Below are 25,014 nucleotides of genomic sequence, written 5' to 3' on the forward strand. Positions count from 1 at the left end.
CGTGCCTCGCGACGCTACGTGCTGGGTCGCACGTCGACCGGATGCGGTTGCCTAGAAGCGAATTTCGCCGCCGATATTGATGCCCTGGGCCCAGAAGGTCGTGTTGTTCCAGTTGAACGCCGGCCGGGCTTCGCCGGACAAGGTGCCCGGCGGAATTTGCGACGGGTTCAGGCCCAGATCGATGAAGTCGCCGGCGCGAGCCACGCGATCCCAGTAGATCAGGTTGTAGCCGACGTGCAGTTTCAGGTTGCAGGTCAGGAAGTACGACAGGTTCGCGTTCAACTGCGGAATGACGATGAAGTCGTTCTGTGTGTAACGGCCCGAGTTCGAGGCCTGTGTCAGCAGACCGGCTTCGTATTCCGTGGCGTCGAGGCCCGGCACCTGGATCACGGTGTGTCCGTTGATGTCCACGACCTGGCGATTGTTGCCCAGGGCCACCAGGGCGAGGCAGTCAAACCCCCAGCGCCCGCGGCGGACGTCGTAGTGCAGGCCCAATTCACCGCCGTGGAAGTCGTTCGTGGCGCGGAAATTGTCGAACACGCCGAACGTGGTGCCCAGCGGAATCGAGCCGCCGGTGTTGGTCGAGATGAGATTCTCGCTCACCGAGACGCCGTCGTTGTACTTGTAGAAGCGGTAGCCGGCGAGGAAATCCAGCGTGCGATAGCTCATGTTTTCCCAGCCGCAGCCGCACATGGCCGTGCCGCAACTCTGGGTTCCGATGATGCCCGGCCCGCACTTCAGCCCTTGCGAGGGCTCGCAGAACGAGCTGCAGCACAGATTGCGACGCCAGCGGGCGCCGGCGCCCTGAAAGCTGCTCGAGGTGGCAATCGTCGCCGAGCCATCGACGATACCTGGATACCAGACCAACTCGGAGTCTTGAAGGCCGGTCTGGACGTTGTAGAAGGGACGCGCGAGAGCCAGGTTGTCGCTCTCGTCGCATTGGTATGTCTGGTTGAAATCGTTGTCGTTGATGGCAAAGTAGTCGCCTTCCAGGCCGCTGCAGTGGCATTGATCGAGCCACATGCCAAAGCGAATGCGGGCACCGCTCTGCGAGTTGTTGAACACGTCCTCGCGGCCATTGCCGAACAGGATGTTGGTATTCATCTGGCCCAACACGCCGGACTGGTCGGCCGGCGTCGACGACGGGCTGCTGGCCAGCAGCGGCGGATACTCGGCGTCCTTGGTCCACCACAACAGGTAATCGGCGCTCACCCAAAAACGTCCCGGCGGACCGCACAGCGTGCAGCAAGGATCGGCGCAGAGGTCGCAGGACCCATCGCTGCAGCCGTCAAACTCTTCCATGGGGACGTACTCCGTCATCGGCATCTCCGACTCCGGATCGGTTTCCATCGGGACGGGCTGCAGCGAGCGGCCCTCGGTCGCCGGGGTTGGCGAACCTGCCGAAGGTGCTGCCATAGGTTCTTCCGGCGCGGCGATGTCCTCCGGCGGCAACTCCGGCTCAACCATCTCGTCTTCGACCTGCATGGCGCGCGAGACGCGGCGCACGTAGCCCGGGGGCACCTGGGCCGCGGCCTGGCGAGCCGCAGACCGGCGAGCCACGGGCTGGCGAACAACCGGCGGACGGGCAATCGGTTGGCGAGCCGCCGGCTGGCGAGCGGCCGCCGGGCGACGCAGGGCCTTGTTCGCTTCCTGTGCGGCCGACGGCGCGGGCAAGGTGCGCGGCACTGCCCGGCTGAACTCAGGCGCAGGGCGATCGCTGTAAGCCAGCGGCACATTGGCCGGCATCTGCCGCAGCGGATTGGCGATCAGCGGTGGCAGCTTGTTGGCCGAATTTCCTTCCTTCTGCCCTGCAGCCTTGCGTGCGGGCTTGCTGCTGGGCTGCTCGGCGCGGCTGGTCTCGGCCAGCATCAGTCCGGATGCCAGCAGAAGTGCCACGACGGGTGTCTTGGAAAAGGCGAACATGAGTGGAGATCCTATGTGCGGGTCCGCGAGAAAAGTCCGGTCGTGCGGTACCTGAGGAATGGACCGCCTCTGGTCATAGGACTCCTTCGACCGAAACAAACGGCAAATCCAGAACTACCGCGTTTGTCGGCAAACTCTCGCCAGGTTCGCTAGATTCCCTGGGGTGCCGTTGACGGGCCGTGGGGACCTAACTCGAGGCCCGTTCAGAAGCTGGAAGCCGCCGTACCAAAACGAAAGCAGCCGTGGCGGCTCGACTTCCGCCACGGCTGCTCGTTTGACTGCAACCATTCGTCCGCAGACGAACCAGGGGATATCACTTCAGGCTGGCGTTGCTCCTCTTTCGACGGGCCAGGCCGTACCAACCCAGCATTCCGCCGCCGCAGATCAGCAGAACGAGGCTGGAAGGTTCAGGCACCATCGAGACTTCAATCCGGTCCAACTCGAAATCGACCGCGGGCAGAGCGGTCTTATTCAGGCACACCGTGAGGCTCTTCAACTGGGTGAAGTCGAAGCCGGCATCGGTGGTGAACGAACTGTAGTCGACCTGATAGTCGAACGGGTTCGGATCTTCCGTGATGTCTCCCAGATAGCTGGCATTCTTGCCGCCGGCGGAGACCGCACGGATTTCGATTTTAAAGGTGTTCTGGCTAGGGCCTGCGTCGGCGCTGAGGAACCCAAAGATGAATTTTCCCACGGTGCCGATGTTCAGCGACAAGCCCTGAGCGTCGACCAGCGCTGGGGTGCCCGGATCGTCCGCATCGAGGCCGTCGTATTGCAACGTGGCCTTGGTGCCGGTCCGGGTACCGCCGTTGTAGTAGAGGATGCCGTCGCCAATGAAGCCGGTGTAGACCCCGGGAGTCACCATCCCGTTGACTTCGAACAGCGAGTCGCGCTCCAAGCCGACGACGTCCGCGGCCGGTTGCTTCACGAGCAACCGAGGACCGGGTTGTCCAGGCAGGATCCCGATCGCCTGAACGTCGGCCACGGCCGGCGTATTAAACTCATCGATCGTGAGCGTGGCTGCGGACGCCACGCCAGGTATCAGTGCCAACATGCAGATGATTGCGGCTGCATGCGGCGCGTGTCTGACCAATCGAAGCTGCATATCCCTTTTTCCGTCCACGGTGCCAAGCCGCCGGCGCAGGACACGCCGAGCGGGCGAATGGGTTGAAAACACATCCGAAGGGCGACCTTGGCTGGCCGGGCGAGCGCGCGGGATTCCGCAGTGAAACCGCGCGTCGAATGGCAGCGGGACCGGAAGGTGTGCGTCTCAAGCGAAGGCTTTACGATCGACGGCGCAGCAACACCATTCGATCAAGCCTTGCGTGAGCAGAACGGCGAAGCAGCAGAGGCTGCGACGCTGTTTCACTCCGCCCTACCAAGGAAGCCACGACGTGAAGAACGACGTGTGCGATGCTGCATTAGCTTCCGTTGGTTGCCCGGGCATTCTTGCCCGCGGCCCTAGGGTTCGGGTGATGGGGACTGAGTAACGATTCCGGCCGAAAACCCGCGCAAATCCCGCAGGAATCTGCGACAGAAATTCCGACACAGCCGTCATCCTAGTTAGACGTCGCCGGGCGTGCAAGCATTTTATGAAAAAAATCGGCACATCAGCGCGCGTCCGACCCTCAAGCGCCCTTTGCGCCTGCCTTTAGCGGTCGTGCCTCGGCGGTTGACAAACAGTTGCGGTCAGGCACGCTCCGTTTTCTTGACCGTCGAGAAAAGCCGTGCCTAATATGAGCCCTGGGAAAAAATCTCCGAAGGCGGAGATTGGGAAGAGTGCGTAAAACAGGCGTGGGTTCCCAGGGCAAGATCCTCCCTTGGGTTCGCCATTCCGCGGAAGGCACTTTCCCCCGGCGGATGGCTCATTCGCGCTTCCGATCAGCTTCGTCCTGGCTGTTTCTAGGCCAGGCCTGACCGGCACCGCAAACAGGACGCCTTGAGCCAGTTTCATCCCGCGGCGGGTCGGGCCGCGGTGGCTGTCCTATCTCGGGACGTGTTCGACGAAGGAGCGTCGGGCTGCCTGCCCCCCCACTCCTCGAAGAAGCACCCTCTGATGACCCGCAATCGTTCGGACCGGCCTGCACGTCGGCGTTCGTCTCCCACGCGCCGCGCTCTTGGCTTTGGCGCGTCATCGCCTCGCCGTTCCGTCCGCCGACTCGGGATCGAGCGGTTCGAATCGCGTGTGCTGCTCGACGCCAACGGCGTCATCGCTGGGACCAAGTTCCACGATCTCACCGGCAATGGCATTACGCCTGACGATGTCCCCTTGCCGGGCACGACGATCCAGTTATTCAAGGACAACGGCGATGGGGTGTTCAACGACGCCCAAGACGCGCTCGTCAGCTCGCAGGTCACCAACGGCAGCGGGAAATACTCGTTCGAACAGCTTCCCGACGGGACATACTTCGTGCGCGAAGTCGTGCCGCCGGGTGCCACGCAGACGGCGCCCACCGCGCCCAACTTCTACACGGTGGCGCTCAGCGGCATCGGCGCCAGCAGCTCGACGGACCTGCTGATCGACTCGTTCGACAGCCCGACACAAGTCGGATACTTGATCAACACGGTCAACCTCGATCCGCACCTGATCAAGCAAACGGCCCCGATCAGTGTCGTTGTCGGAGGCGAGCGCGACTTGTTCATCGACGTGCTCGGGGCTTCCGCGCCCACGTCGGCCACGGGGGCCATTGGGCGCGACCCCCTCGACGGGACCGGGTACTACAACTTTGTCACCGCCGAGCCCGGCGCTCGAGCCATCCTGCAGTACGACGGCATCGACGCTGATGACCAGGTAGCTCCGGTCAGCCTGGTGAACAACCAGGGATTGGCCAACATTGATTTCCTGTCGAACGGTAACGACCGGATTCGCTTCGATTTTCTCAACGTCGATGGCGGTCCGGCCAACCAGGTCCAGCTCATTGTTCGCCTGACGAGCAACGGCGGAGGTACGGCTACCTTCGTCGGCAACGTGCCCGAAAGCGCAACTGCGCTGAGCTTTTTCGCCCCGTATGCGTCGTTCGGGACCGCCGGCGGCTTCTCGTTTTCGCAAGTGACCAGCATGGAGGTCGAGTTTAACGCTGTAGGCGGCGAAGACATCGACTTCGAGCTCGACCTGATCGCCCTTTCCAAAGTCGGGCTGGCCAACCCCTATGACTTTGCCAACACCTTCAACGGCAGCATCTCCGGCACGAAGTTTGAAGATCTCACCGGCAACGGCATCACGGGAGACGACCCGGGATTCGGTGGCGTCACGATCGAACTGTACCTCGACGACGGCGACAACGTGTTCGAGCCGGGCGCGGGCGACACACTCGTCACGACGCAAGTCACCGCGGCCAACGGCAGCTACAGCTTCAATAGCCTGCAATTCGGCACGTACTTTGTCCGCGAACTGGTGCCCGCTGGCTCCCAACAGACGGGTGGCAACACGGTCTACACGATCAACCTGAATTCCGAGGTCAACCAGGTTGACGACATCGATTTCGCCAACTTCCGCAACGGCTCCATCGCCGGGACCAAGTTTACCGACCTGACCGGTAACGGACTGACCGGAGACGACACACCCCGGCAGGGCACCACGATCGAGCTGTACCTCGACGACGGCGACAGCCTGTTCGAGCCGGGCGCGGGCGACGCGCTCGTCACGACGCAAATCACCGCGGCTAACGGCACCTACAGCTTCACGAACCTCGGACCGGGGCGCTATTTCGTCCGCGAGCTGGTGCCGGGTGGAGCTACGCAAACGGCCCCCGTCGCGCCGAATTTTTACACGATTGTGATGGTCAGCGGCCTGGCGAGCACGGCCAACAACTTTGCCAACTTCTTCCCCGAGACGGTGACCGGCTCGATCAGCGGCCGCAAGGTGGAAGACATCACGGGCGACGGCATCACCAACGATGACATTGCGTTTGCCGGCGTGACGATTGAGCTGTACCGCGATGACGGCGACAACGTGTTCGAACCGGGGGCCGGCGATACGCTCGTCGACACCGAGCTGACCGCGGCCAATGGCACCTACACCTTCAGCGGGCTGACCTCGGGCCGGTACTTCGTTCGCGAGCTCGTGCCGGCTGGGACCACGCGCACCGCGCCGGCGGCCCCGGGGGTGTACACGGTCGTGCTCGACGAGGAAATCCACAACTCGACCGGCAATGACTTCGCCAATTTCCGCAATGGATCGATCGCGGGGACCAAGTTCACCGACCTGACCGGCAATGGGCTGAGTGGCGACGACACGCCCCGGCAGGGCACCACGATCGAGTTGTATCTCGACAACGGCAACAGCTTGTTCGAGCCGGGCGCGGGCGACACGCTGGTGACGACGCAAGTCACCGCGGCCAACGGTACCTACAGCTTTACGAACCTGGGGCCCGGCCAGTACTTCGTCCGCGAACTGGTGCCGGGCGGTGCCACGCAGACGGCCCCCGTCGCACCGAATTTCTACACGATTGCGATGGTCAGCGGCCTGGCGAGCACTGGCAATAACTTTGCCAACTTCTTCCAAGGCTCGATTAGCGGCCGCAAGGTCGAAGACATCACGGGCGACGGCATCACCAACGACGACATCGCGTTTGCCGGCGTGACGATCGAGCTGTACCGCGACGATGGCGACAACGTGTTCGAACCGGGGGCCGGCGATACGCTCGTCGATACCGAGTTGACCGCAGCCAATGGCACTTACACCTTTACCGGCCTGGCTCTGGGACGATACTTCGTTCGCGAGATTGTGCCGCCCGGGACTACGCGCACCGCACCGGCGGCTCCAGGCGTGTACACGGTCGTGCTCGACGAGGAGATCATTAACTCGAGCGGCAATGATTTTGCCAATTTCCGTAACGGTTCGATCTCGGGCACCAAGTTCACCGACTTGACCGGCAACGGGCTGAGCGGCGACGACACGCCTCGGGCCGGCACGACGATCGAGTTGTACCTCGACGACAACGACGGCAATTTCGAGCCTGGTGCGGGCGACACGCTGGTGACCACGCAAGTTACCGCGGCCAACGGTACGTACAGCTTCACGAACCTGGGGCCCGGACGGTACTTCGTCCGCGAAATCGTGCCCGCTGGGGCATCGCAGACCACACCGGTCTCTCCGGCGTTCTACACGATCGTCATGACCAGCGGCCTGGATAGCGCGGAAAACGACTTTGCCAACTTCTTCGATGGCTCGATCGCCGGCAAGAAGGTGGAAGATCTGACCGGCAATGGCGTCTCCATGGACGACCCTGCTTTCGCCGGCGTGACGATCGAACTGTTTGCCGACGACGGCGATAACGTGTTCGAGCCGGGCGCAGGCGACACACTCCACGATTCGGCGGTGACAGCCGCCGACGGCACCTATCAGTTCAGCAACTTGCCGCTGGGCCGGTACTTCATCCGCGAAGTGGTGCCCAACGGCACGACGCAAACCGGCGCCACGACCGTCTACAACGTGCTGCTTACGGAGAACACGCCCGATTCGACCGGCAACAATTTTGCCAACTTCCGCAACGGATCGATCAACGGTCGCAAGGTGCAGGACCTGACCGGCAATGGCATCTCGATCGACGATACGGCGCTGGCCGGCACGACGATCCAGTTGTTCCGCGACGACGGCAACGGGGTGTTCAATGACGCCGTCGATACGCTCGTGGCTTCGCAGCTCACCGACGCCACCGGCAATTTCAACTTTGCCAACCTCGGGCCGGGCACCTATTTCGTCCGCGAGATCGCCCCGGCCAATTCGATCCAGACCGGTGGGTTGGCTGTCTACACCGTGGTCATGACCAGCAATCTGACCTCCAACGGCAACGACTTTGGCAACTTCTTCCGCGGCAACGTCACCGGTACCAAATTCAACGACCTGACCGGCAATGGCATCAGCGGCGACGACACGCCGCGGGCCGGAGTGGTGATCGAACTGTATCGCGACACCGGGAACAACTCGTTCGACCCAGCGGTCGACACCCTGGTCGATACCGAAACGACCGACGCGTCGGGCAACTACACCTTTGCCGCCCTGGGCCCCGGCCGGTATTTCGTGCGCGAGATCGTGCCGCAAGGCTATTTCCAGACCAGTAACCCGTCGTTCTATACGATCGATCTGGTCAGCGGGCAGACGGCGGCCAACAACAATTTCTCGAACCGGCCGTTGCCATCGAGCATTTCGGGCTTCGTCTATATCGACGTCGACAACGACGGCGTCTTCGATGCCACCGAAGATCCGATCCCCGGCGTGACGGTCACGCTGACCGGCACGGACTTGTTCGGCCAGCCGGTGAACCTGGTCAAGCAGACCGACGCCACGGGCTTCTATATCTTCGACAACCTCTTGCCGGGAACCTACAAGCTCAACGAGACGCAGCCTGCGAATTTCATCGACGGCATCGACACTATCGGCACGCCCGGCGGTACGACATCCAACGACATGTTCTCGAACATCAACCTGCCGGCCGACTTCGACGGCGTGCAGAATAACTTCGGGGAGCGCGGCAAATACCCGTCGAAGGGCGACTTGATCAGCTCGAACTTCCCGAGCGACAGCGGCAACGGTAGCAACGGCGGCGGCGAGAGCGGCGTCGCCGGTGCCGTGCTTTCCAGCCAACTCGCCTCGAGCACCGTCAGCGTGTTCAATCCCGTGAACGCGATGTTCTACATCGGCAATACCAATGCCGCGGGGGCAGCGTCGGCCTCGTTCGCATTCGGGGCGCCGGGCTTCCAAGCCGTGGCGGGCGATTGGGACGGCGACGGTGTCGGTACCATCGGCGTTTTCGATCCGGCCTCGGCCACGTTCTACCTGCGCAATTCGAATACGGCGGGCGCGGCCGACTACGTGATCCGCTTCGGCGCATCGGGCTGGACGCCCGTGGTCGGCGACTGGAACAACGACGGGATCGATACCATCGGTGTCTACGACCCGGCCAGTTCGACGTTCTACCTGCGCAACGCGAACACCTCCGGCGCAGCGGATGCCGGCGTGGTGGCCTTCGGTGCCCCGGGCTTCTTGCCGGTGGTCGGCGACTGGAACGGCGACGGCAGCGACACGGTGGGCGTGTTCAATCCGGTCAATGCGGTCTTCTACTTGCGTAACTCGAACACGGCCGGCGCGGCGGACGCAGGAGCGTTTGTCTATGGCCCGCCGGGCGCTCGGCCCATCGCCGGCGACTGGGACGGCGACGGCAGCGACTCGATTGGCGTGCAGGTCTTGGCGACCTCGACGTTCTTCCTCCGCAATTCGAACAGCAGCGGCGCCGCCGACGTAGCTCCGTTCCAATTCGGTGGTGCGGGCTTCCAGGCCATGGCCGCCGATTTCGACGGTTCGACCGGTTCGCCGCTACGGGCCGCGACGCCGGCCGCCAGCGGAAAGGTCGTGGCCAGTGCGACGCTGAGCGGGGCGCCGCTGAACACGATGGTCGATGCGGCTGTCCAGCGCTGGGCGGCGGCCGGCCTCAATGCAACGCTGCAACAACGGCTGCGCTCGGCTCAGGTGATCGTGACCAATCTGCCGGGCAATCTGCTGGCCCTGAGCTCGGGCAACCACATCTTTCTCGATAACGATGCCGCGGGCTTCGGCTGGTTCTTCGACCGCACGGTCCAAGACGATGCCGAGTTCGCCGGTCTGGCGGGCGACACCTTGATCGCCCGGACCGGCAGCGCCGCGCGTCGCTTCGATCTGCTGACGGTGCTCGAGCACGAGCTTGGCCACATGCTCGGACTGGACGACCTCGCGGCGACGGATGACAGCCTGATGAGCGGCGTCCTGGCCCGTGGTACACGGCGCGTGCCGACGGCGACGGAAGTCGACGCGCTGTTTGCCCAATAACGAGATTTGTGAGCAGTACAACGAGCACGGCCCCGGCGAGAACCGCCGGGGCCGCGCGTTTTTCTTCCGGTCGTCTGGCCGCGCGAGATGGCCAGCGTCAGTTGCTGGCCTGGTCCTCGGGCTTGGCCTCGCCGGCGACCGTGCCGGTTTTCGGGTCGATCTGCAGATTGAGCTGCTCGTCGTCGTTGATCCAGAAGACGAAACCGTTGAACATCTCGTCGATGGTCTGATCGCCGTAGGGCACGACGCGCGTCGGGTCAGGATTGTAGGCGTTGAACTTCGAGTTGTCGTAATGTGCTACGGCCTCGATGGTCGCGCCGACGGGCAGGTGATTGTTGCAGAGGTAGCCCAACTGCCACTCGAAGTTGTAGTTCGGAATCTGCAGCAACGTCTCCTTGCGGCCATCGGGATACGTGGCCGTGAACGTCATGTCACGACCGCGCACGTGCATGTGGGTGAACAGCCCCAACAGCGTCACGTTGTTCTTGAGTTTGAACGAGCCGCTGAGGCCCCACATGGGGTCGAACGGCGCGATCTCCAGGCCGCGCGGGTCGATGATCGCGTGCTGCGTCGTCTTGTCGACGCGGCCCTTGGCATACTTGAAGCCGACGGAGATCACCGATTCCTCGGGCTTGCCGGTCGTCACGTGATGGATCTGCAGTACCAGGGACGATTTGGCAGGAATCCGCAGGGCGACTCTCGGCAATGAAGGATCGTCGTTGCGCAGGTCCATCGGCATGCCGCCGGGCACATAACCGGTGATGAACGTCTCGGCGCCGGCCTTGAAATCGCCCAGCCCCTTGCCCATCTGGATATAGGCCATGTTGCAGTGATGTACCACGCGGGGGTTGTGGGGCAGGATCTCGATGGCCTGGACATAGGTGTCGGCCGGGAAGGTGTAGGGCAGCACGACGTAGTCGTACGGAATCAGCCCCTCGGCCTGCACCTTCTTGGGCTTCTTCATCGTGATCTTCAGGTCCGGCTCGCCGATGCGCCATTCGGTATCGGCAAATTGCAGTGCCGGCGGTGCGTCGGCGGGGTTCCCCTCGGGTGTGCCCGCCTTGACCCAGGCCGCAACTTTGTCGCGCTCTTGCTGAGTCATGGCCGGGTCGTTGCTGAACTTGTTGTAGCTGGGGCTGGCGTACCAGGGCGGCATTTGCCCGTCGCGCACGACTTCGGCAATCATCTCCGCGTGCGTCGACACGTCGTCGTAGCTCACCAGCCCGAACGGCGCCGCGGTGCCCTCGTGATGACACTGCTGGCAACGGGCCTGCAGAATCGGGGCGATGTCTTTGTGGAACGTGATGGGTGCTTCGAAGCTCGGATCGCGCGGCGCGGTCACCTTGCAGCCGTCGACCGGGGTTTCACTCACCGCGACCTGCTTCCCGGCGAGCAACTCGTCGACCGCCAGCTTCAGGTCATCGCGCGAGGGCGCCGCTTGCGTCCCGCCGGGGCGGTACTGGTCGTCAATCCGACCGCGATAGATCAATTGCATCGAGCCGTCGAGCACGGCCACCTGCGGCACCCGTTCGATTCCCAGGGCGCTGCAGACCGAGTGATCCTCGTCCTTGACCACGGGGAATTTCAGATCGTTTTCCAAGGCGTGCGCGGCCATCGCCATGACCGTGTCGTTCGGCGAGCAGTAGACGCCTACCAGTTGCACATCGCGCGACTCGAAATCAGCGTGCAGCGCCTTGAGCTTGGGCAGATAGCGTTTGGCCACCGGGCAATCGGTGTTCAAAAAGACGAGCACGTACGCGGCATGTTGGCCCAGATCGCTCAGGCTGCGCTTCAGGTACCGGATGTCCTTGAACTGCAGGCCATCGATCTTGGCGCCGATCTGCGGACGGTCGGCGCTCGCTTCGACCGCCCTAGCGCGGGAGGCGGTGCCGCTCAGCAGAGCTGCGAGAGTCAACCCAGCAACGAAAATCGACACGCGCGGCATGATCATCGAGTCCTCCGCTTCCCCGGTTAACTAACCGATTCACCCTGTGCCGTCTTCATTCGGCGGCCATGGCGATCGGCTGCGAGATAAAATTCGCGCGAACAATCGACCCGCAGGGGTGGTCGGTCAGAACCGGATGCGTCGCGGGCAGTCGTTCGCTCGTCAAGAAGCGTTATATCAAGGGTGCGATTGCACTTGCAACACAAATCGGCGCTCTGACAGCTGGCATTTACCGGGATCTTTCGACGCCGCGGACCGCCATGATCACTGGTTGCTGACCGCAAAAGCGACCTTTTCAATGGTGCCTGAAAACTCGAATACACCCCGGTCCTTGTAGGCCGGATCGACCGGTGTGATCGAATCTCGCCCAATTTCGAACGGTTCGAGACCGTGCCGGAATGCGGAACGCTCGAGCTGGCCGGTCCCCGCCGGCTGGCCGTTGACGAACAGGTGGACGGCGCCGCCGCCCAATTTCGATCCGTCAGGAGCAAATTCGAGCTTGATCGCCACTTTGCCCGGCGGCACCTCGATGGTGCCCGGGATGGTCACATCGGCAATCTCGAAGAACGTGTACCGAAACACGGGCTTGCCCGACTTGATATACAGCGACCATCCGGCCGAAAACGCGCCGGCGCAGGCAATCACTCCCTCGGCACCTCCCGCCGGAATATCGAGATCGGCGATGAGGGAAAACCCGCGCGGAAAGAGCTGTGGGCCGATCGGCTCGGGCAGCCAGACCCGGTTACCGAAATATGTCCAACTGGTCGGTGGGTCGCCGGCGACGCGCAATTTGGGGTCCATCCGTTCCGCAAAGCGCGGGTCAAACGGCAGCACGTCGTACTTTTTGGCTTCCTCCAGGAACTTGGACTGCAGCGCTTGCAGCTTGTCGGGGTGCTTGGCTGCCAGATCGATGGCCTGGCTGAAGTCTTGCTCGATGTTGTACAGCTCCCAGGGAGCGTCCTCAAAACGCGTGGCCACGGCTCCCCTGTCGAGCGGCGTTCCAAAGCGGCTGCACGCGACCCAGCCGTCGTGATAGATGGCACGATTGCACTTCATTTCGAAGTACTGGGTAGTGCGCCGGCTCAGGGCATGCGCATCGTCGAAGGTATAGATCATCGAGACGCCTTCGATGGGCTTTTGCGGGATACCGTCGACCACCTTCGGCTCGGCAATTCCGCTGGCCTCGAGGATCGTGGGCACCACGTCGATCACGTGGTGAAACTGCGTGCGCTGTTCGCCGCGGGCCTTGATCCGCTTGGGCCAGTGCACGACCAGCGGATTCCGCGTGCCGCCAAAATGGCTGGCGACCTGCTTGGTCCATTGGAAGGGCGCGTCCATCGCCCACGCCCAGCCGACGGGCACGTGCGGCTCGCTCGAAGGCCCGCCGATTTCATCGAGACGGTTGATCGTGCTCTGCAGCCCCAGGTCGATTCCTAGCAGGCTGGCCAACTCGCTGAAGGTGCCCTCGAGACCACCCTCGGGACTGGCGCCGTTGTCGCCGACGATGTAGAAGACGAGCGTGTTTTCGAGCTCGCCGGACGCTTCGAGGCTGTCGAGCAGCCGGCCCACGTGGTGGTCGGTGTGGGCCATATATGCGGCATAGTTCTCCATGAGCCGCAGGTACACGCGCCGGTTGTCGGCCGGCAGGCTATCCCAAGCCGGGATTTCCTTGGGTCGCGGCGTCAGCCGGGTGCCAGGCGGGATGATGCCCAGTTCCAGTTGCCGCGCGTGGGTCAGCTCGCGCTGCTTGTCCCAGCCGTAATCGAACTTGCCGCGGTACTTGTCGCGCCAGGACTTGGGCACATGGTGCGGCGCATGCACGGCACCGGTGCTGAAGTAGCAGAACCACGGCTTGTCGCGATCGGCGGCCCGCACATTGTTGGTCCAGGCAATCGCCTCGTCGGTCATGTCCTCGGTGAAATGATACCCCTGCTCAGGCGTCTTGGGCGCCAGGACGGACGAGGTGTTGCGATACAGCGTGGGGTAGTACTGGTGCGCCTCGCCCTGGTTGAAGCCGTAGAAATACTCGAACCCCAGGCCCGTCGGCCAGCGGTCGAACGGACCTGCCGGGCTGATGTCGCGTTCGGGCGTGTTGTGCCATTTGCCGAACATCGCCGTGGCATAGCCGTTGTCACACAAGATCCGGGAAACGAGCGCGGTGCTTTTCGGAATGATGCCCGTGTAGCCCGGGTAGCCGGTGCCCATTTCGATGATCACGCCGGTGCCGCAGGAGTGGTGATTGCGGCCGGCCAACAGCGCGGCGCGCGTCGGGCTGCACAACGCGGTGGTGTGGAACCGGGTGTACTTCAGGCCGTTGCTGGCCAGCTTGTCCAGATGTGGCGTCGGCACCGGCCCGCCGAACGTCGAGCACATGCCAAAGCCCACGTCGTCCAACAAGATGATCAATACATTCGGGCTGCCCTTGGGAGCCTTGAGCGGCAAGGGGTAGCTGGGCTTCGAGTCGAGGTAGCTCTCTTCAATCTTGCCCGTGAATGGAGGGTCGGGCTGCGGCAGATCGACCGCCGTCGATGCTTCTTCCGCCCCGGCCAGGATGCCTTGCGGCAGCGATCCGAATAGCCAGCCGCCGGCCAGGGCCAAGCACAGAACCAGCGGAACAGTCAGGTTTTTGTGGGCGCGCAACATGTTGTATCACTCCAGCAAATTGCCAGAACGAAGATCGACGTACCGTCTTGCCCGTTAGGATTCTAGCGATGGGCCGGAGCTTGCCGCCACAAAGAGAAAAAAGTAGCGGCCAAGTGCTCGGAGCAGGTTGCCCGCGGCGATGTGGTCGCGGGGCGGGCCGAGGGTCACGGCAACTCTTGAGCCAGCAGCCAATCCTCGAGCACGATGTGTTCGATGAATGGCGCCCGCAGAATGGCGGATTTGGACGAGATCAGGTTCGTGAGCCAGGGGCGTTTGCGGGCGATGCCGGACATTGCCCGCAGACCAAAGCTGTTGAGCGAGCGGCGCTTGAGCTGGCCGGTGACGTTATCCGAGAGTCGCTTGAACGTGGCCGGGATCAGGTTGGGAGTCGGCCCGACGTGGATGATCAGGTCCACGCCCGAAGCGAGCGTTTCGTAGAGGACGTCCCACAGCTTCTGGGGATGGTCGATCCAGCGGTTGAGGATTTCGCGGCTGTTGAAGTCGTTGTAGCTCATCTTGCCGGTGACGCAGGAGATGATCGGCGGCTTGGGCGTGGTGAAGCCGCCGCCCATGGTGTGCTGCATCACGGCCGCACGGTTGGGCACTCCGCGCTGCCACAGAATCGGCGTGTGCAGCGGCGGCCAGGTGTGTGAATTCTTGCGCAGGTGCACCTTTTCCGGCAGCGTGTCGTGCATGCGCTCGGAAAACATTTCGAGCGTCTTACCCTGGCCCAGCAACAGCACCGTATTGGGTGACAGGTAGGAACTGATCGAGATCACCCCCTGCCCTTCGCTGTTGATCAGCAGACACAAGCGTTCGACTTCGTGAAAGCTCAACGCCGGGCCGCGCGAAAACAACACCCCCATCGTCGTGTCCTGGGCCAGCTCGGCACATTCCCGGGCCAGGCTCAGCGGGGCCGGCAGGATGTCTTCGAGCCGGTAGACGCCCGAGGCGATCAAGGCCACGACTTCGCCCAGGCTGTAGCCCAAGGCGAATTTGGCTTTGAAGTAAGAAATGTCGAAGAACTGCTCCAACAACCGCACGTGAGCCAACTCGACGGCCGCGATCAGGGCCATGTCGATCGGAAACACCTCGGGCGTCGAAGGCCGGCCCGAACGCACGTGGTCGATCAGGTTGACTTCTTCATGCAGGCAATCGGAACAAATCCTCGAGGCCTCGCTCAACTGCTCGGCCATGACCGAACCAAAGACCCGGTGTTCGAGCAGTTCCTTGGTGCGGCCAAGGTTTTCGACGTTGTAGCCGCGGAACGCGAAGGCCGTGTTCGACAGTCGTTCGCGCAGATCGGTTGCCATGAGCTTCGTGCCCCCGGGAGAGGGAATTAGGCCAGCCATCCGGCTCAGCCCGGCTCGGTAAGGCGCGGGTCGAGCACGAACTCGCCGGTGAAAGGGAGTCGACAGGCCCGGCGAGCGATCGCCCGGGCAGAAATATCTCTTTCGACGCTAACTACGTAATCGGCTTCTCGCAAGGACCGCGCGCAGTCGGCGGCGTTCGGGACGTTTTTTCTACCAGCTTGTTCGGCCGAGGGCGCACGACTACAAACGACAGAAGCTAGTGAAATCCTCGTCTTTTGCCCCCCCTTGCATCCCCAAACTCGTTGCGCGGAGCCCGTCATCGCCTTGCAATCGGCCCAACCCCAACCTGAGCTGCGGGGGCAAGCAGCGGTCATCACCGGGGCCACCTCGGGAATTGGCCGCGCCATCGCCCTCGAACTCGCCCGAGCAGGTGCGGATATCTTCGTTCACGGGCGCTCCTCGCCCGAGCGGCTGGCCAGTTTGCGCGCCGCGGTCGAAGCCTTAGGTGCGCGAGTCGAGGGGCTCTTGGCGGACCTGGCCGACGAACGGGGGCAGGACACGCTCGTCCAAGGGGCCTTTGCCTGGCGACCCGACTTGTCCATCTGGATCAACAACGCCGGGGTCGACGTGCTGACGGGGGCCAATCGGGAATTGCCCTACGAGCAGAAGCTGGCGGCGTTGTGGCGCGTCGACGTTGCCGCCACGATCCGCCTGACGCGCGCCGTGGGCCAACGCCTCGCCGCGGCCGCCGGCGGCGTGATCCTGAACATGGGTTGGGACCAGGCCGAGCACGGAATGGGTGGCGACAGCGGCGAATTGTTTGCCGCCTCGAAGGGAGCCGTGATCGCCTTCACGCGCAGCGCGGCGCTCTCACTGTCGCCCAAGGTGCGAGTCAATTGCCTGGCCCCGGGCTGGATCAAGACGGCCTGGGGAGAGCAGGCCTCGGACTATTGGCAGCAGCGGGCCATCAAAGAAAGCCAGTTGGCCCGCTGGGGTACGCCGGAAGACGTGGCCCGGGTGGCCCGCTGGCTGGTCTCGCCCGGTGCGGCCTACGTGCATGGCCAGGTCGTCGCGATCAACGGCGGGCCGAAAGCGATTTGAGCGGCCAGCGATGCCACGCGAGCACATCCACTTTGTCACCGGGCGTCTGGCCGAGCCCTTGCTGCGGCGCGTGCTTGAAGAGCTTGCGCCGCGCGCCGGTTTCGAATACACGATCGACGTACTCAAGATTTCGGTGGCGGCTTTGCTGTCGACCGAATGGGTCGCTCCCCGGGTCAGCGTGCCCCCGGGCGCGGCGCGGGTCGTTCTGCCGGGCTACTGTAGTGGCGATCTGGTGTTGGTACGCGCCGCGGCGGGCGTCGACGTGGTGCGCGGACCCAAGGACCTGCGCCGGCTGCCGGAATGGTTTGGCGGTGGTGAGACAGCCGCGCCGAGCGCCTACGGCGAGTATGACATCGAGATCCTGGCCGAAATTAATCACGCCAACCGGTTGGATCGTGAAACGCTCCTCAGCCAGGCGGCCGACCTGCGCGAGTCGGGCGCCGACGTGATCGACGTCGGATGCACGCCGGGCGAGCCCTGGTCGGCTGTGGGCGATGCCATTCGGGCCTTGCGCGATGCCGGCCATCGCATCGCGATCGACAGCTTCGATCCGCAGGAAGTCGCCGCGGCCGTGCGATCTGGCGCGGAGCTGGTGTTGTCCGTCAATGCGACGAATCGGCAGGCTGCCGCCGACTGGGGCGTCGAGGTCGTGGCGGTGCCGGACGTGCCGGCCGATCTTGCGGGGCTCGACGCGACCGTTCAGTTGCTCGACGCGCAGCGTGTGCCCTACCGTGTCGATCCGATCTTGGAGCCGATTGGCTTTGGCTTTGCCGCGAGCTTGCAGCGCTATTTCGAGGTGCGTCGCCGCTGGCCCCACGTCGAGATGCTGATGGGCATCGGCAACCTCACCGAGCTGACCGACGTCGATTCGGCGGGTGTCAACGTATTGCTGTTGGCCATTTGCCAGGAGCTGGGCATTCGTAGCGTGTTGACGACGCAGGTGATCAACTGGGCTCGCGGCTCGGTGCGCGAATGCGACCTGGCGCGGCGGCTGGTGCACTATGCCGTCGAAGAGCGGGCCCTGCCCAAGCACGTCGAGCCGCGGTTGGTCATGCTGCGCGATCCTCGGGTGTTGCGCTATGGCACGGCCGCGCTGGAGGCCATGGCCGAACAGATCAAGGACTACAACTTTCGCTTGTTTGCCGAAGACGGCCAGTTGCACGCGTTGGCCGGGGGCCAATTGTTCAGCGACGACGACCCTTTCGCCTTGTTCGCGCGAATGGTGGCCGCTTCTCCCAAGCCGCTGACGGCCGATCACGCCTTTTACTTGGGCTACGAGCTGTCCAAGGCTGTCACCGCTTTGACGCTCGGTAAGGACTACCGGCAGGACCAGGCGCTCGATTGGGGGCTGCTGACGCGACCCGAGAAGCCGCATCGCCAACGCCCGCACGATGGACAGGGCGCGCGCGAGGACGCCGGTGGCGAGGAGACGCCGCCGTGACGACGGTCATACCCCCGCCCGTGGTCGTGGAACTCGCCTCGCCGCCCGAACCGCAAGAGGCCTTGGCCCGACTGGCCCACCTGCCGCACGTGGTTTTCTTCGACAGCGCGCGGCGCGACAGCCGGCTGGGACGCTACTCGTTCTTGGCGGCTGATCCCTTTGCCTTTTATTCCGCGCCGGCGGCGGCAGTCGACTCGATCGGCGAACTGGCGAGCCGCGCGGCACAGTGGACGGCCGAGCGCGTCGCGGAACTGCCGCCCTTTCAGGGTGGTCTGGCCGGCTTGTTCAGTTACGAATTGGGCCGGCAATTGGAACGCCTGCCGAGTCCGACCTGGGACGAGTTTTCGCTGCCCGCGGTGGCAATCGGCTGGTACGACACGGTCGTGGCCTGGGATCACCTGCAGGGGCGCGCTTGGATCATCTCGCATGGATTCCCTGAACGCGACAAGTCCCGGCGCGCCGCACGTGCGCAATTGCGCGCACAAACCGTCGGCCAGCTCCTTGCTCGTCCACGACGGCATCTCGAGCCGCCGCGTGAACACCCTGCACCGCAGGGCCCCGCCGTGCTGGCGGCTGCTCAGCTTGCGCCGAGTTTCGCCGTGCCCGGCCCAGCGGGGCTGGTCAGCAACTTCGACCGGTCGGCGTATCTCGGTGCGGTCGAGCGGGCCATCGAGTACATCCTGGCTGGGGACGTGTTTCAGGTGAACCTGGCGCAGCGGCTGCTGTTCCCGGCGCACGGCAGTTCGCTGGAGCTGTATGCCAGGCTGCGCGAACGCAATCCCGCCACGTTTGCGGCCTATTTCGACGGCGGCGATTTTCAGCTCGCCAGCGCCACGCCGGAGCGTTTTCTGAAGGTCGCCGACCGTCGCGTCGAGGCCCGGCCCATCAAGGGCACACGCCGCCGGACGCGTCAGCCCGAGGCCGACTTGTTCGCCGGGGATGACTTGCAGGAAAGCGCCAAGGACCGCGCCGAAAACGTGATGATCGTCGACCTGCTGCGCAACGACTTGTCGCGGGTGTGTCGGCCCGAGAGCGTGACGGTCACTCAATTGTGCGGGCTGGAGACGTACGAGTTCGTCCAGCACCTGGTCTCGGCCGTGCAGGGTACGCTCGACGACGACGTCGCGCCGCTCGATCTGCTGCGGGCAGCATTTCCGGGCGGGTCGGTGACCGGCGCACCGAAAATTCGCGCCATGGAGATCATTTCCGAACTGGAGCGCGTCGCGCGCGGGCCCTATTGTGGCTGCCTGGGCTATTTGGGTTTCGACGGCACGATGGACACCAACATCCTGATCCGCACGATCACCTCCAGCCGTGGCTGGTGGCAGTTGCCCGTCGGCGGCGGCATCGTCGTAGGCAGCGAGCCGAGCAACGAATACGAGGAGACCTGGCACAAGGCCGAAGGTCTGTTGCGCGCACTGAATTGAACGAATTGCACCCGCTCGACGCTTTCCCAGCATGATCCTCCTGGTCGACAACTTCGACAGCTTCGTGCACAACCTGGCGCGCTACCTGCGACGCCTAGGCCAGGTGGTGCAGGTCGTGCGCAACGATGCCGTCGACGTCGCGGCGGTGCGCGAGCTGCGACCCGGCGCGCTGGTGCTTTCGCCTGGTCCGTGCGCCCCGGCGCAGGCCGGCGCGTGCCTCGACCTGGTTCGTGCGCTGGCCGCCGAAGTACCGATCTTGGGCGTCTGCCTGGGCCACCAGGTGATCGCCGAGGCGCTCGGTGGGCACGTCGTGCGGTCGCCCGAGCCGCGCCATGGCAGGCCCTCGCCGATCGTTCATGACGGTACCGGACTTTTCGCCGGCTTGCCGAGCCCTTTCTCGGCCGGGCGTTACCATTCCTTGCTGGTCGACGAGGCGACCCTGCCGGCTGTGCTGCGCGTCACGGCCCGGACTGCCACGGGCTTGCCGATGGCGTTGGAGCATTCCCAAGCACCGATCTTCGGCGTCCAGTTTCATCCCGAATCGATCCTGACCGAACATGGCTACGAGCTGCTGGCCAATTTTCTGCGCAGCGCAGGGCTGGCCGTACGCCTGCCGTTACCGTCTTTGCAAGACGAAATCAGCGCGCCGCGTCCGAGCGATCGAGCCTTGCCGACTCGTCCGGTTACCTTTTGAGGAGTCGCCCGCTTGATCCTCGAGGGAATTGTCACGACGACCAACACCGACGGCTCGATCAATGTCGCGCCGATGGGACCGTTCGTCGAATCGTTTCCGTTCGCGCGGTTGCGCTTGCGCCCCTTTCAGACTTCGACGAGCTACGCCAATTTGTTGCGGACGCGAGCCGGAGTGTTTCACGTGGTCGACGACGTCGAATTGCTGGTCCGGGCGGCGCTCGGTCTCTGGGAACATCCCCCTGCGTTTCAAGCCACGCCGGTGGCCGCCGGCGCCGTGTTGACGGACGCCTGCCGGTGGTACGCGTTTACCGTCACCAAGATTGACGATCGACCGCCCCGGGCCGACATGGAAGCCGAGGTCACGGCGCAGGGCACACTACATGAATTCGCCGGCTTCAATCGGGCCAAGCATGCCATCGTCGAGGCGTGTATCCTTGCGACGCGGATCGAGATCTTGCCTGCCGGGCAGATTCGCGACGAGTTGGCCCGGCTGACGCTGCCGGTCGAAAAGACGGCCGGCCGGCAAGAACTGCGGGCCTGGGCACTGCTCCACGATTTCTTCGCGGCGAAATTGGGCTAGGGAGCCGCGCCATGGCAAACCGCCAGGTCGAAGTTCGTGCCCCGGCTCGCCTGCACTTCGGCATGTTCGGCTTCGGTGCCGGCATGCATCGCCAATTTGGCGGCATTGGCGTGATGCTCGACGGACCGCACGTTCGGCTGCGAGCGCAGCCTGCAGCACGGTTGGAAGTCGTCGGAGAAGACGCCCAGCGCGCCGCTGAAGCGGCGCGGCGCTGGTCCACCGCTGCCGGCGAGGAACCGCGCTGCCGCGTCGAGGTGATCGAGGCGCTGCCCGCGCATCAAGGGCTTGGCAGCGGTACGCAATTGGCCCTGGCCGTGGCCGCGGCACTCGACGCCTTCGAGGGCCGCAGCCGGCGCCCGGCCATCGAGTTGGCGCGAATCGTCGAGCGCGGCCGCCGCAGCGCCGTGGGAGTTCATGGTTTCGACCTGGGAGGGCTCATCGTCGAGGCGGGCAAAGCCCCTGGCGAAACGATCGCTCCGTTGGTTGAACATGCCACATTGCCGGCCGACTGGCGCATCGCCCTGATTCTGCCGCACACGTCCCCCGGTTTGTCGGGGGAACCTGAACGGGCCGCCTTTGCCGACCTGCCGCCCGTACCGGCGGCAACCACCGCTGAGCTCTGGCACATCGCGAACGAGGAACTGTTGCCGGCGGTTCACACCGGCGATTTTGCATGCTTCGCCACGAGCGTTTACCGTTTCGGGTACCTCGCAGGTGAATGTTTCGCGAAGGCACAAGGCGGGCCCTACGCAGGGCCGGTCGTCGCCGGGCTGATCGAGCGGATCCGCGCCGCAGGCTTCACCGGCGTCGGCCAAAGCAGTTGGGGACCAGGTGTCTTTGTCTGGCTTCCGGATGCGTCGGCCGAACGCGCATTGCGCGAGGCCCTGCCTGCTCCCGTGCAGCTACGCCTGACTCGGCCGGCGCCATGTGGGGCCGCCGTCGAGTTGTCTTAGGTTGCCGCGCTTTGCCCGGTTTCTACCGCGGTGGTACGATTGACTGTATCGGCAGCAGGAGGCACCTGATTCGGCTCGATCCCGGACGGAGGAGAGGCCACCCGGGTGAGCCAAGCCCCATGTCGATCCAGGTTACGTGTCCCAATGGGCACGTTCTCAAGGTCAAAGACAAGTACGCCGGTCAAACCGGTCTATGTCCTCGTTGCCAGGCGCGAATCTACGTGCCTGAACCTGCCGCGGCTCCGCTTTCTGAAGACGCGATCGTCGATCTGCTGGGACCCCCGTCGCGCGTCGATCTGGATGCGATGCCCGTGCATCAAGAGTCCCGGCACCTGAGCGATTCGGGCGATTCGCTGATGGGTGGCTCCTCGGTCCACGCCGGCGGGCCATCGCGCGAATGTCCCAAGTGTCGCAAACACGTCGCGGCGACCTATCGTATCTGCCCGCACTGCTGGACCTATTTCTCCGACTCGAGCAGCTCGTCGATCAACAAGAAAGTGCGCATGTCTTGTCCGAGTTGCGCGGCCGAGGTGATTCCCGGCGACCAGTTCTGCCCGGGCTGCGGCGTGCATTTGCGCCCCGCGTGATGCCACTCTGCTGGCGCTAGCTTCGGGTGCCAGAGCTGTACGTGGTAGTCCAGCGACGAATCCAGCGCGGAGACCATCGCGGCGACGGCTCGTCGAGTGCTTCGCGCGTCAATTTGCACATCTTGCAGCGTCGGTAACAGGGCCGTGCGCGCCAATTTGGCTCCGTGCCTGTCCGCAGCCGATGAACTCATGCATACGCAAGGAAGCGTCGCAGAGTAGCGGTCGCCCGCGCAGTGCACGAAGCGCGAGCAGCCCGCTCGGCGTGACCCCGGGGGGCTCACTTGCCCTGGGAGACAAGGATGATGGTTCATGATCCGCGTGCCTCGCGCAGGGGCGCAATTGCCGCGTGGTTGCTGATAGCACTTGGTGCGACGCATGCGCCCGCTCAAGCGATTGCGCCGGCTGTACCTTCGCAGGCGTATTCCCTGCCGCCGGGGTCGATCGCACCAATGGCTGCGCCGGTTGCGCCGTACCCCGGCGCACCGCTGATGCCGCATGCCCGAGTCGTCGCCCCGGTGCCGCCGATGCAGCGGCCGCCGATGTATGTCGCGACGGCCCCTGCGCCGCCGCAGGCGCCAGTGTACGCACCTACCGCGCCTCCAGCGGTTGCGGCACCCGTGGTGGCGCCGGTCCAGGCTCCCGTCACGACGTTGGCGAGCCCCCAGCCCGCCGAAGACATCCGTGTCGCACGCGTCGCGCCGCCGCTCGATCCCAACCAACCGGGCAATCTCGAGAAGCGCCTCGAGGCGGCGGAAAAGGAAATCGCGACGCTGGAAAAGGAGAAAGCCAAGTCCGCGCTGCCGAACATCAAGCTCAGCGGCTTCTTTCAACTGGACCACGGCTCCTTTGCGCAAGATGAAACGAGCCGAATGCGATTGGGCGACATCGAAGACGGCTTCAGCTTCCGCCGGGCTCGCCTCCAGGCGTTGGGGAAGCTGACGGATTTCACCAATTTCTCGCTCGAGATGGACTTCGGCACCGTCGGACGGCCAAGCTTTCAGGACGTCTGGGGTGAGCAGACCAACCTGCCGTTCTTTGGAACCTTGCGCATCGGCCAGTTCCGTCAGCCGACCACGATGGACTGCTTGACGAGCATTCGGCACCTCGAGTTCCTCGAACGTTCGGCGCCGTTCCAGGCGTTCGATCCGTTCCGCCGCGTCGGCATCATGGCCTACAACCTGAGCGAAAGCGAAATGACTCAGTGGGCCTATAGCGTCTACGGCACGGGTTTCACGTTCTTCGACGGCGTCGGCTCGGCTTATAGCACGCTCGGCGACAACCGTTTTGGCGCACAGATCGGCGACCGCAGCGGCGTGTCATTCGTTACGCGTGTGACTCATCTGCTGTACTACGACGAGCCTTCGGACGGCCGGTACTTGTTGCACGTCGGCGGCGGCTACAACTACAGCCAAATCGGCGGTAACGGAAACTCCGGAACGACCGCCTCGACGTACGAGGCGCGGCCCATTCCCGAGTTCTTCGTCGGCGACCTGGCGGGCGCCTTTACGACGCGCTCCGGCGTGCCGGGCGTACTCGACACGGGCCGGATCTTGTCCGACAGCTTCAGCTTCTATCACGGCGAGTTGGCCGGCAACTTCGGCGCGGCCCACTTTCAGACCGAAGCCTATTTCACCGACCTGAACCAACGCGGCGGGCCGACGCTGCATTTCCCCGGCGCATATGTCCAGTGCGGCTATTTCCTCACTGGCGAAACTTGTCGCTACATCAAGACCACCGGCGTGCTCGACTACACCGTGACGCCCTACAGCGAGTTCTTCGGGCTGGGCAAGGGCCGTGGCTTCGGCGGCTGGGGCGCCTGGGAAGTCGCGTTCCGCTACTCCTATGTCGATCTGAGCACGACCGACATCAACCCGGCGAATCAGCTCTCAAATCTTGCAGGGCCACCGCCGGCGCCCGATCTGGGTACGTTGAATTCGACCACGGTGGCGCTGAACTGGTGGTGGAACCAGTACGCTCGAGTGCAGTTCAACTGGATTCATAGCATACCCGACTACAACGGCTTCGGCACAGCGCCGTTCGACATCTTCGCGACCCGGTTCCAGGTCGAGTTTTAGTTGAGCCAGTCGCGGCGGAATGGAAGCAACCTCCCTCAGGGCTCTTCGCCAAGGAAATCAGGTTATGCGTACGAAAGCTTGGACGTTGCTCGGGCTGCTGGCGGTCATTGCCGTGGCCGGCAATTGGCTCGTGGCCGGCGAGCCGGATTGTGGCCAATGCGGTTGCTGCGGCTGCGAACTGTGCCGGGTGTGCGTGCCCAAGCGGACCGAGAAGGAAGTGACCAAGGTCTGCTGGGACGTGAAGTGTGAAGACGTGTGCATTCCCGGCTGCAGCAAGAAAGTCTGCGAGGTCTGCGGCGAGGACGAATGCGGCTGCTACAAGCAGAAGATTTGGGAACCAACCTGTGCGCGGATCAAGACCCGTAAGGTCCCGGTCAAGACCGAGGTCAAACGCAAAGTGCCGATGATCGAGTGGGTCGTCGAGTACCGCTGCCACCACTGTGGCGCGTGCTATGCGGCCAACGGCAGCCAGATTGCGTCATGCTGCTCGCAGCCGGAACCGGCCCCTGTTGCACAGCCGCAGCAGTAG

General features: G+C 63.9%; 15 protein-coding genes. 10 read left to right on the plus strand and 5 right to left on the minus strand.

Annotation, left to right across the window (positions count from 1 at the left end; genetic code table 11):
• Positions 1 to 51 precede the first annotated feature (51 nt).
• Together K1X74_08245 and K1X74_08250 are read right to left on the minus strand one after the other, a co-directional pair.
• On the minus strand, positions 52 to 1,923 hold the full coding sequence (locus K1X74_08245; GenBank protein MBX7166327.1) for a BBP7 family outer membrane beta-barrel protein: 1,872 nt from the start codon (positions 1,921 to 1,923) through the stop codon (positions 52 to 54).
• 313 nt (positions 1,924 to 2,236) lie between these two features.
• Positions 2,237 to 3,046, minus strand: coding sequence for a PEP-CTERM sorting domain-containing protein (locus tag K1X74_08250; protein MBX7166328.1), 810 nt, complete (start codon positions 3,044 to 3,046; stop codon positions 2,237 to 2,239).
• A 1,062-nt stretch (positions 3,047 to 4,108) separates the two neighbouring features.
• Between K1X74_08250 and K1X74_08255 the strand changes: the two genes are divergently transcribed.
• Positions 4,109 to 9,727: a hypothetical protein gene (locus tag K1X74_08255; GenBank protein MBX7166329.1), complete on the plus strand. Its 5,619-nt coding sequence runs from the start codon at positions 4,109 to 4,111 to the stop codon at positions 9,725 to 9,727.
• Between the two features lie 97 nt (positions 9,728 to 9,824).
• On the opposite strand, the gene K1X74_08260 is transcribed toward K1X74_08255, so the two are convergent.
• The 3 genes from K1X74_08260 to K1X74_08270 all read right to left on the minus strand — a co-directional run bounded on the left by K1X74_08260 (position 9,825) and on the right by K1X74_08270 (position 15,628).
• Positions 9,825 to 11,678 (minus strand): redoxin domain-containing protein, encoded by a 1,854-nt coding sequence (locus K1X74_08260; GenBank protein ID MBX7166330.1) that lies wholly within the window; start codon positions 11,676 to 11,678, stop codon positions 9,825 to 9,827.
• A gap of 258 nt (positions 11,679 to 11,936) precedes the next feature.
• A complete protein-coding gene (locus K1X74_08265; GenBank protein MBX7166331.1) occupies positions 11,937 to 14,315 on the minus strand; it encodes an arylsulfatase in 2,379 nt (792 codons plus the stop codon).
• Between the two features lie 164 nt (positions 14,316 to 14,479).
• Positions 14,480 to 15,628, minus strand: a complete 1,149-nt coding sequence (locus K1X74_08270; protein ID MBX7166332.1) for a hypothetical protein — start codon at positions 15,626 to 15,628, stop codon at positions 14,480 to 14,482.
• Between the two features lie 318 nt (positions 15,629 to 15,946).
• Here K1X74_08270 and K1X74_08275 point away from each other — a divergent pair, with 318 nt between their 5' ends.
• From K1X74_08275 to K1X74_08315, 9 genes are all read left to right on the plus strand, one after another.
• Positions 15,947 to 16,729, plus strand: a complete 783-nt coding sequence (locus tag K1X74_08275; GenBank protein ID MBX7166333.1) for an SDR family oxidoreductase — start codon at positions 15,947 to 15,949, stop codon at positions 16,727 to 16,729.
• A gap of 10 nt (positions 16,730 to 16,739) precedes the next feature.
• The gene (locus K1X74_08280; GenBank protein MBX7166334.1) at positions 16,740 to 18,170 is read left to right on the plus strand and encodes a dihydropteroate synthase; all 1,431 of its coding nucleotides are present in this window, start codon (positions 16,740 to 16,742) and stop codon (positions 18,168 to 18,170) included.
• Positions 18,167 to 19,597, plus strand: coding sequence for an anthranilate synthase component I family protein (locus K1X74_08285; GenBank protein ID MBX7166335.1), 1,431 nt, complete (start codon positions 18,167 to 18,169; stop codon positions 19,595 to 19,597). The genes K1X74_08280 and K1X74_08285 overlap by 4 nt, the downstream gene beginning before the upstream one ends.
• A gap of 31 nt (positions 19,598 to 19,628) precedes the next feature.
• The gene (locus K1X74_08290; protein ID MBX7166336.1) at positions 19,629 to 20,291 is read left to right on the plus strand and encodes an aminodeoxychorismate/anthranilate synthase component II; all 663 of its coding nucleotides are present in this window, start codon (positions 19,629 to 19,631) and stop codon (positions 20,289 to 20,291) included.
• A 12-nt stretch (positions 20,292 to 20,303) separates the two neighbouring features.
• Positions 20,304 to 20,870 (plus strand): DUF447 family protein, encoded by a 567-nt coding sequence (locus tag K1X74_08295; protein ID MBX7166337.1) that lies wholly within the window; start codon positions 20,304 to 20,306, stop codon positions 20,868 to 20,870.
• An 11-nt stretch (positions 20,871 to 20,881) separates the two neighbouring features.
• A complete protein-coding gene (locus K1X74_08300) occupies positions 20,882 to 21,823 on the plus strand; it encodes a beta-ribofuranosylaminobenzene 5'-phosphate synthase (GenBank protein MBX7166338.1) in 942 nt (313 codons plus the stop codon).
• A gap of 119 nt (positions 21,824 to 21,942) precedes the next feature.
• Positions 21,943 to 22,410, plus strand: a complete 468-nt coding sequence (locus K1X74_08305) for a zinc ribbon domain-containing protein (protein ID MBX7166339.1) — start codon at positions 21,943 to 21,945, stop codon at positions 22,408 to 22,410.
• A gap of 449 nt (positions 22,411 to 22,859) precedes the next feature.
• The gene (locus K1X74_08310; GenBank protein ID MBX7166340.1) at positions 22,860 to 24,485 is read left to right on the plus strand and encodes a hypothetical protein; all 1,626 of its coding nucleotides are present in this window, start codon (positions 22,860 to 22,862) and stop codon (positions 24,483 to 24,485) included.
• 64 nt (positions 24,486 to 24,549) lie between these two features.
• The gene (locus tag K1X74_08315; GenBank protein MBX7166341.1) at positions 24,550 to 25,014 is read left to right on the plus strand and encodes a hypothetical protein; all 465 of its coding nucleotides are present in this window, start codon (positions 24,550 to 24,552) and stop codon (positions 25,012 to 25,014) included.

The organism is Pirellulales bacterium (genome assembly GCA_019694435.1).
GTDB lineage: Bacteria > Planctomycetota > Planctomycetia > Pirellulales > JAEUIK01 > JAIBBZ01.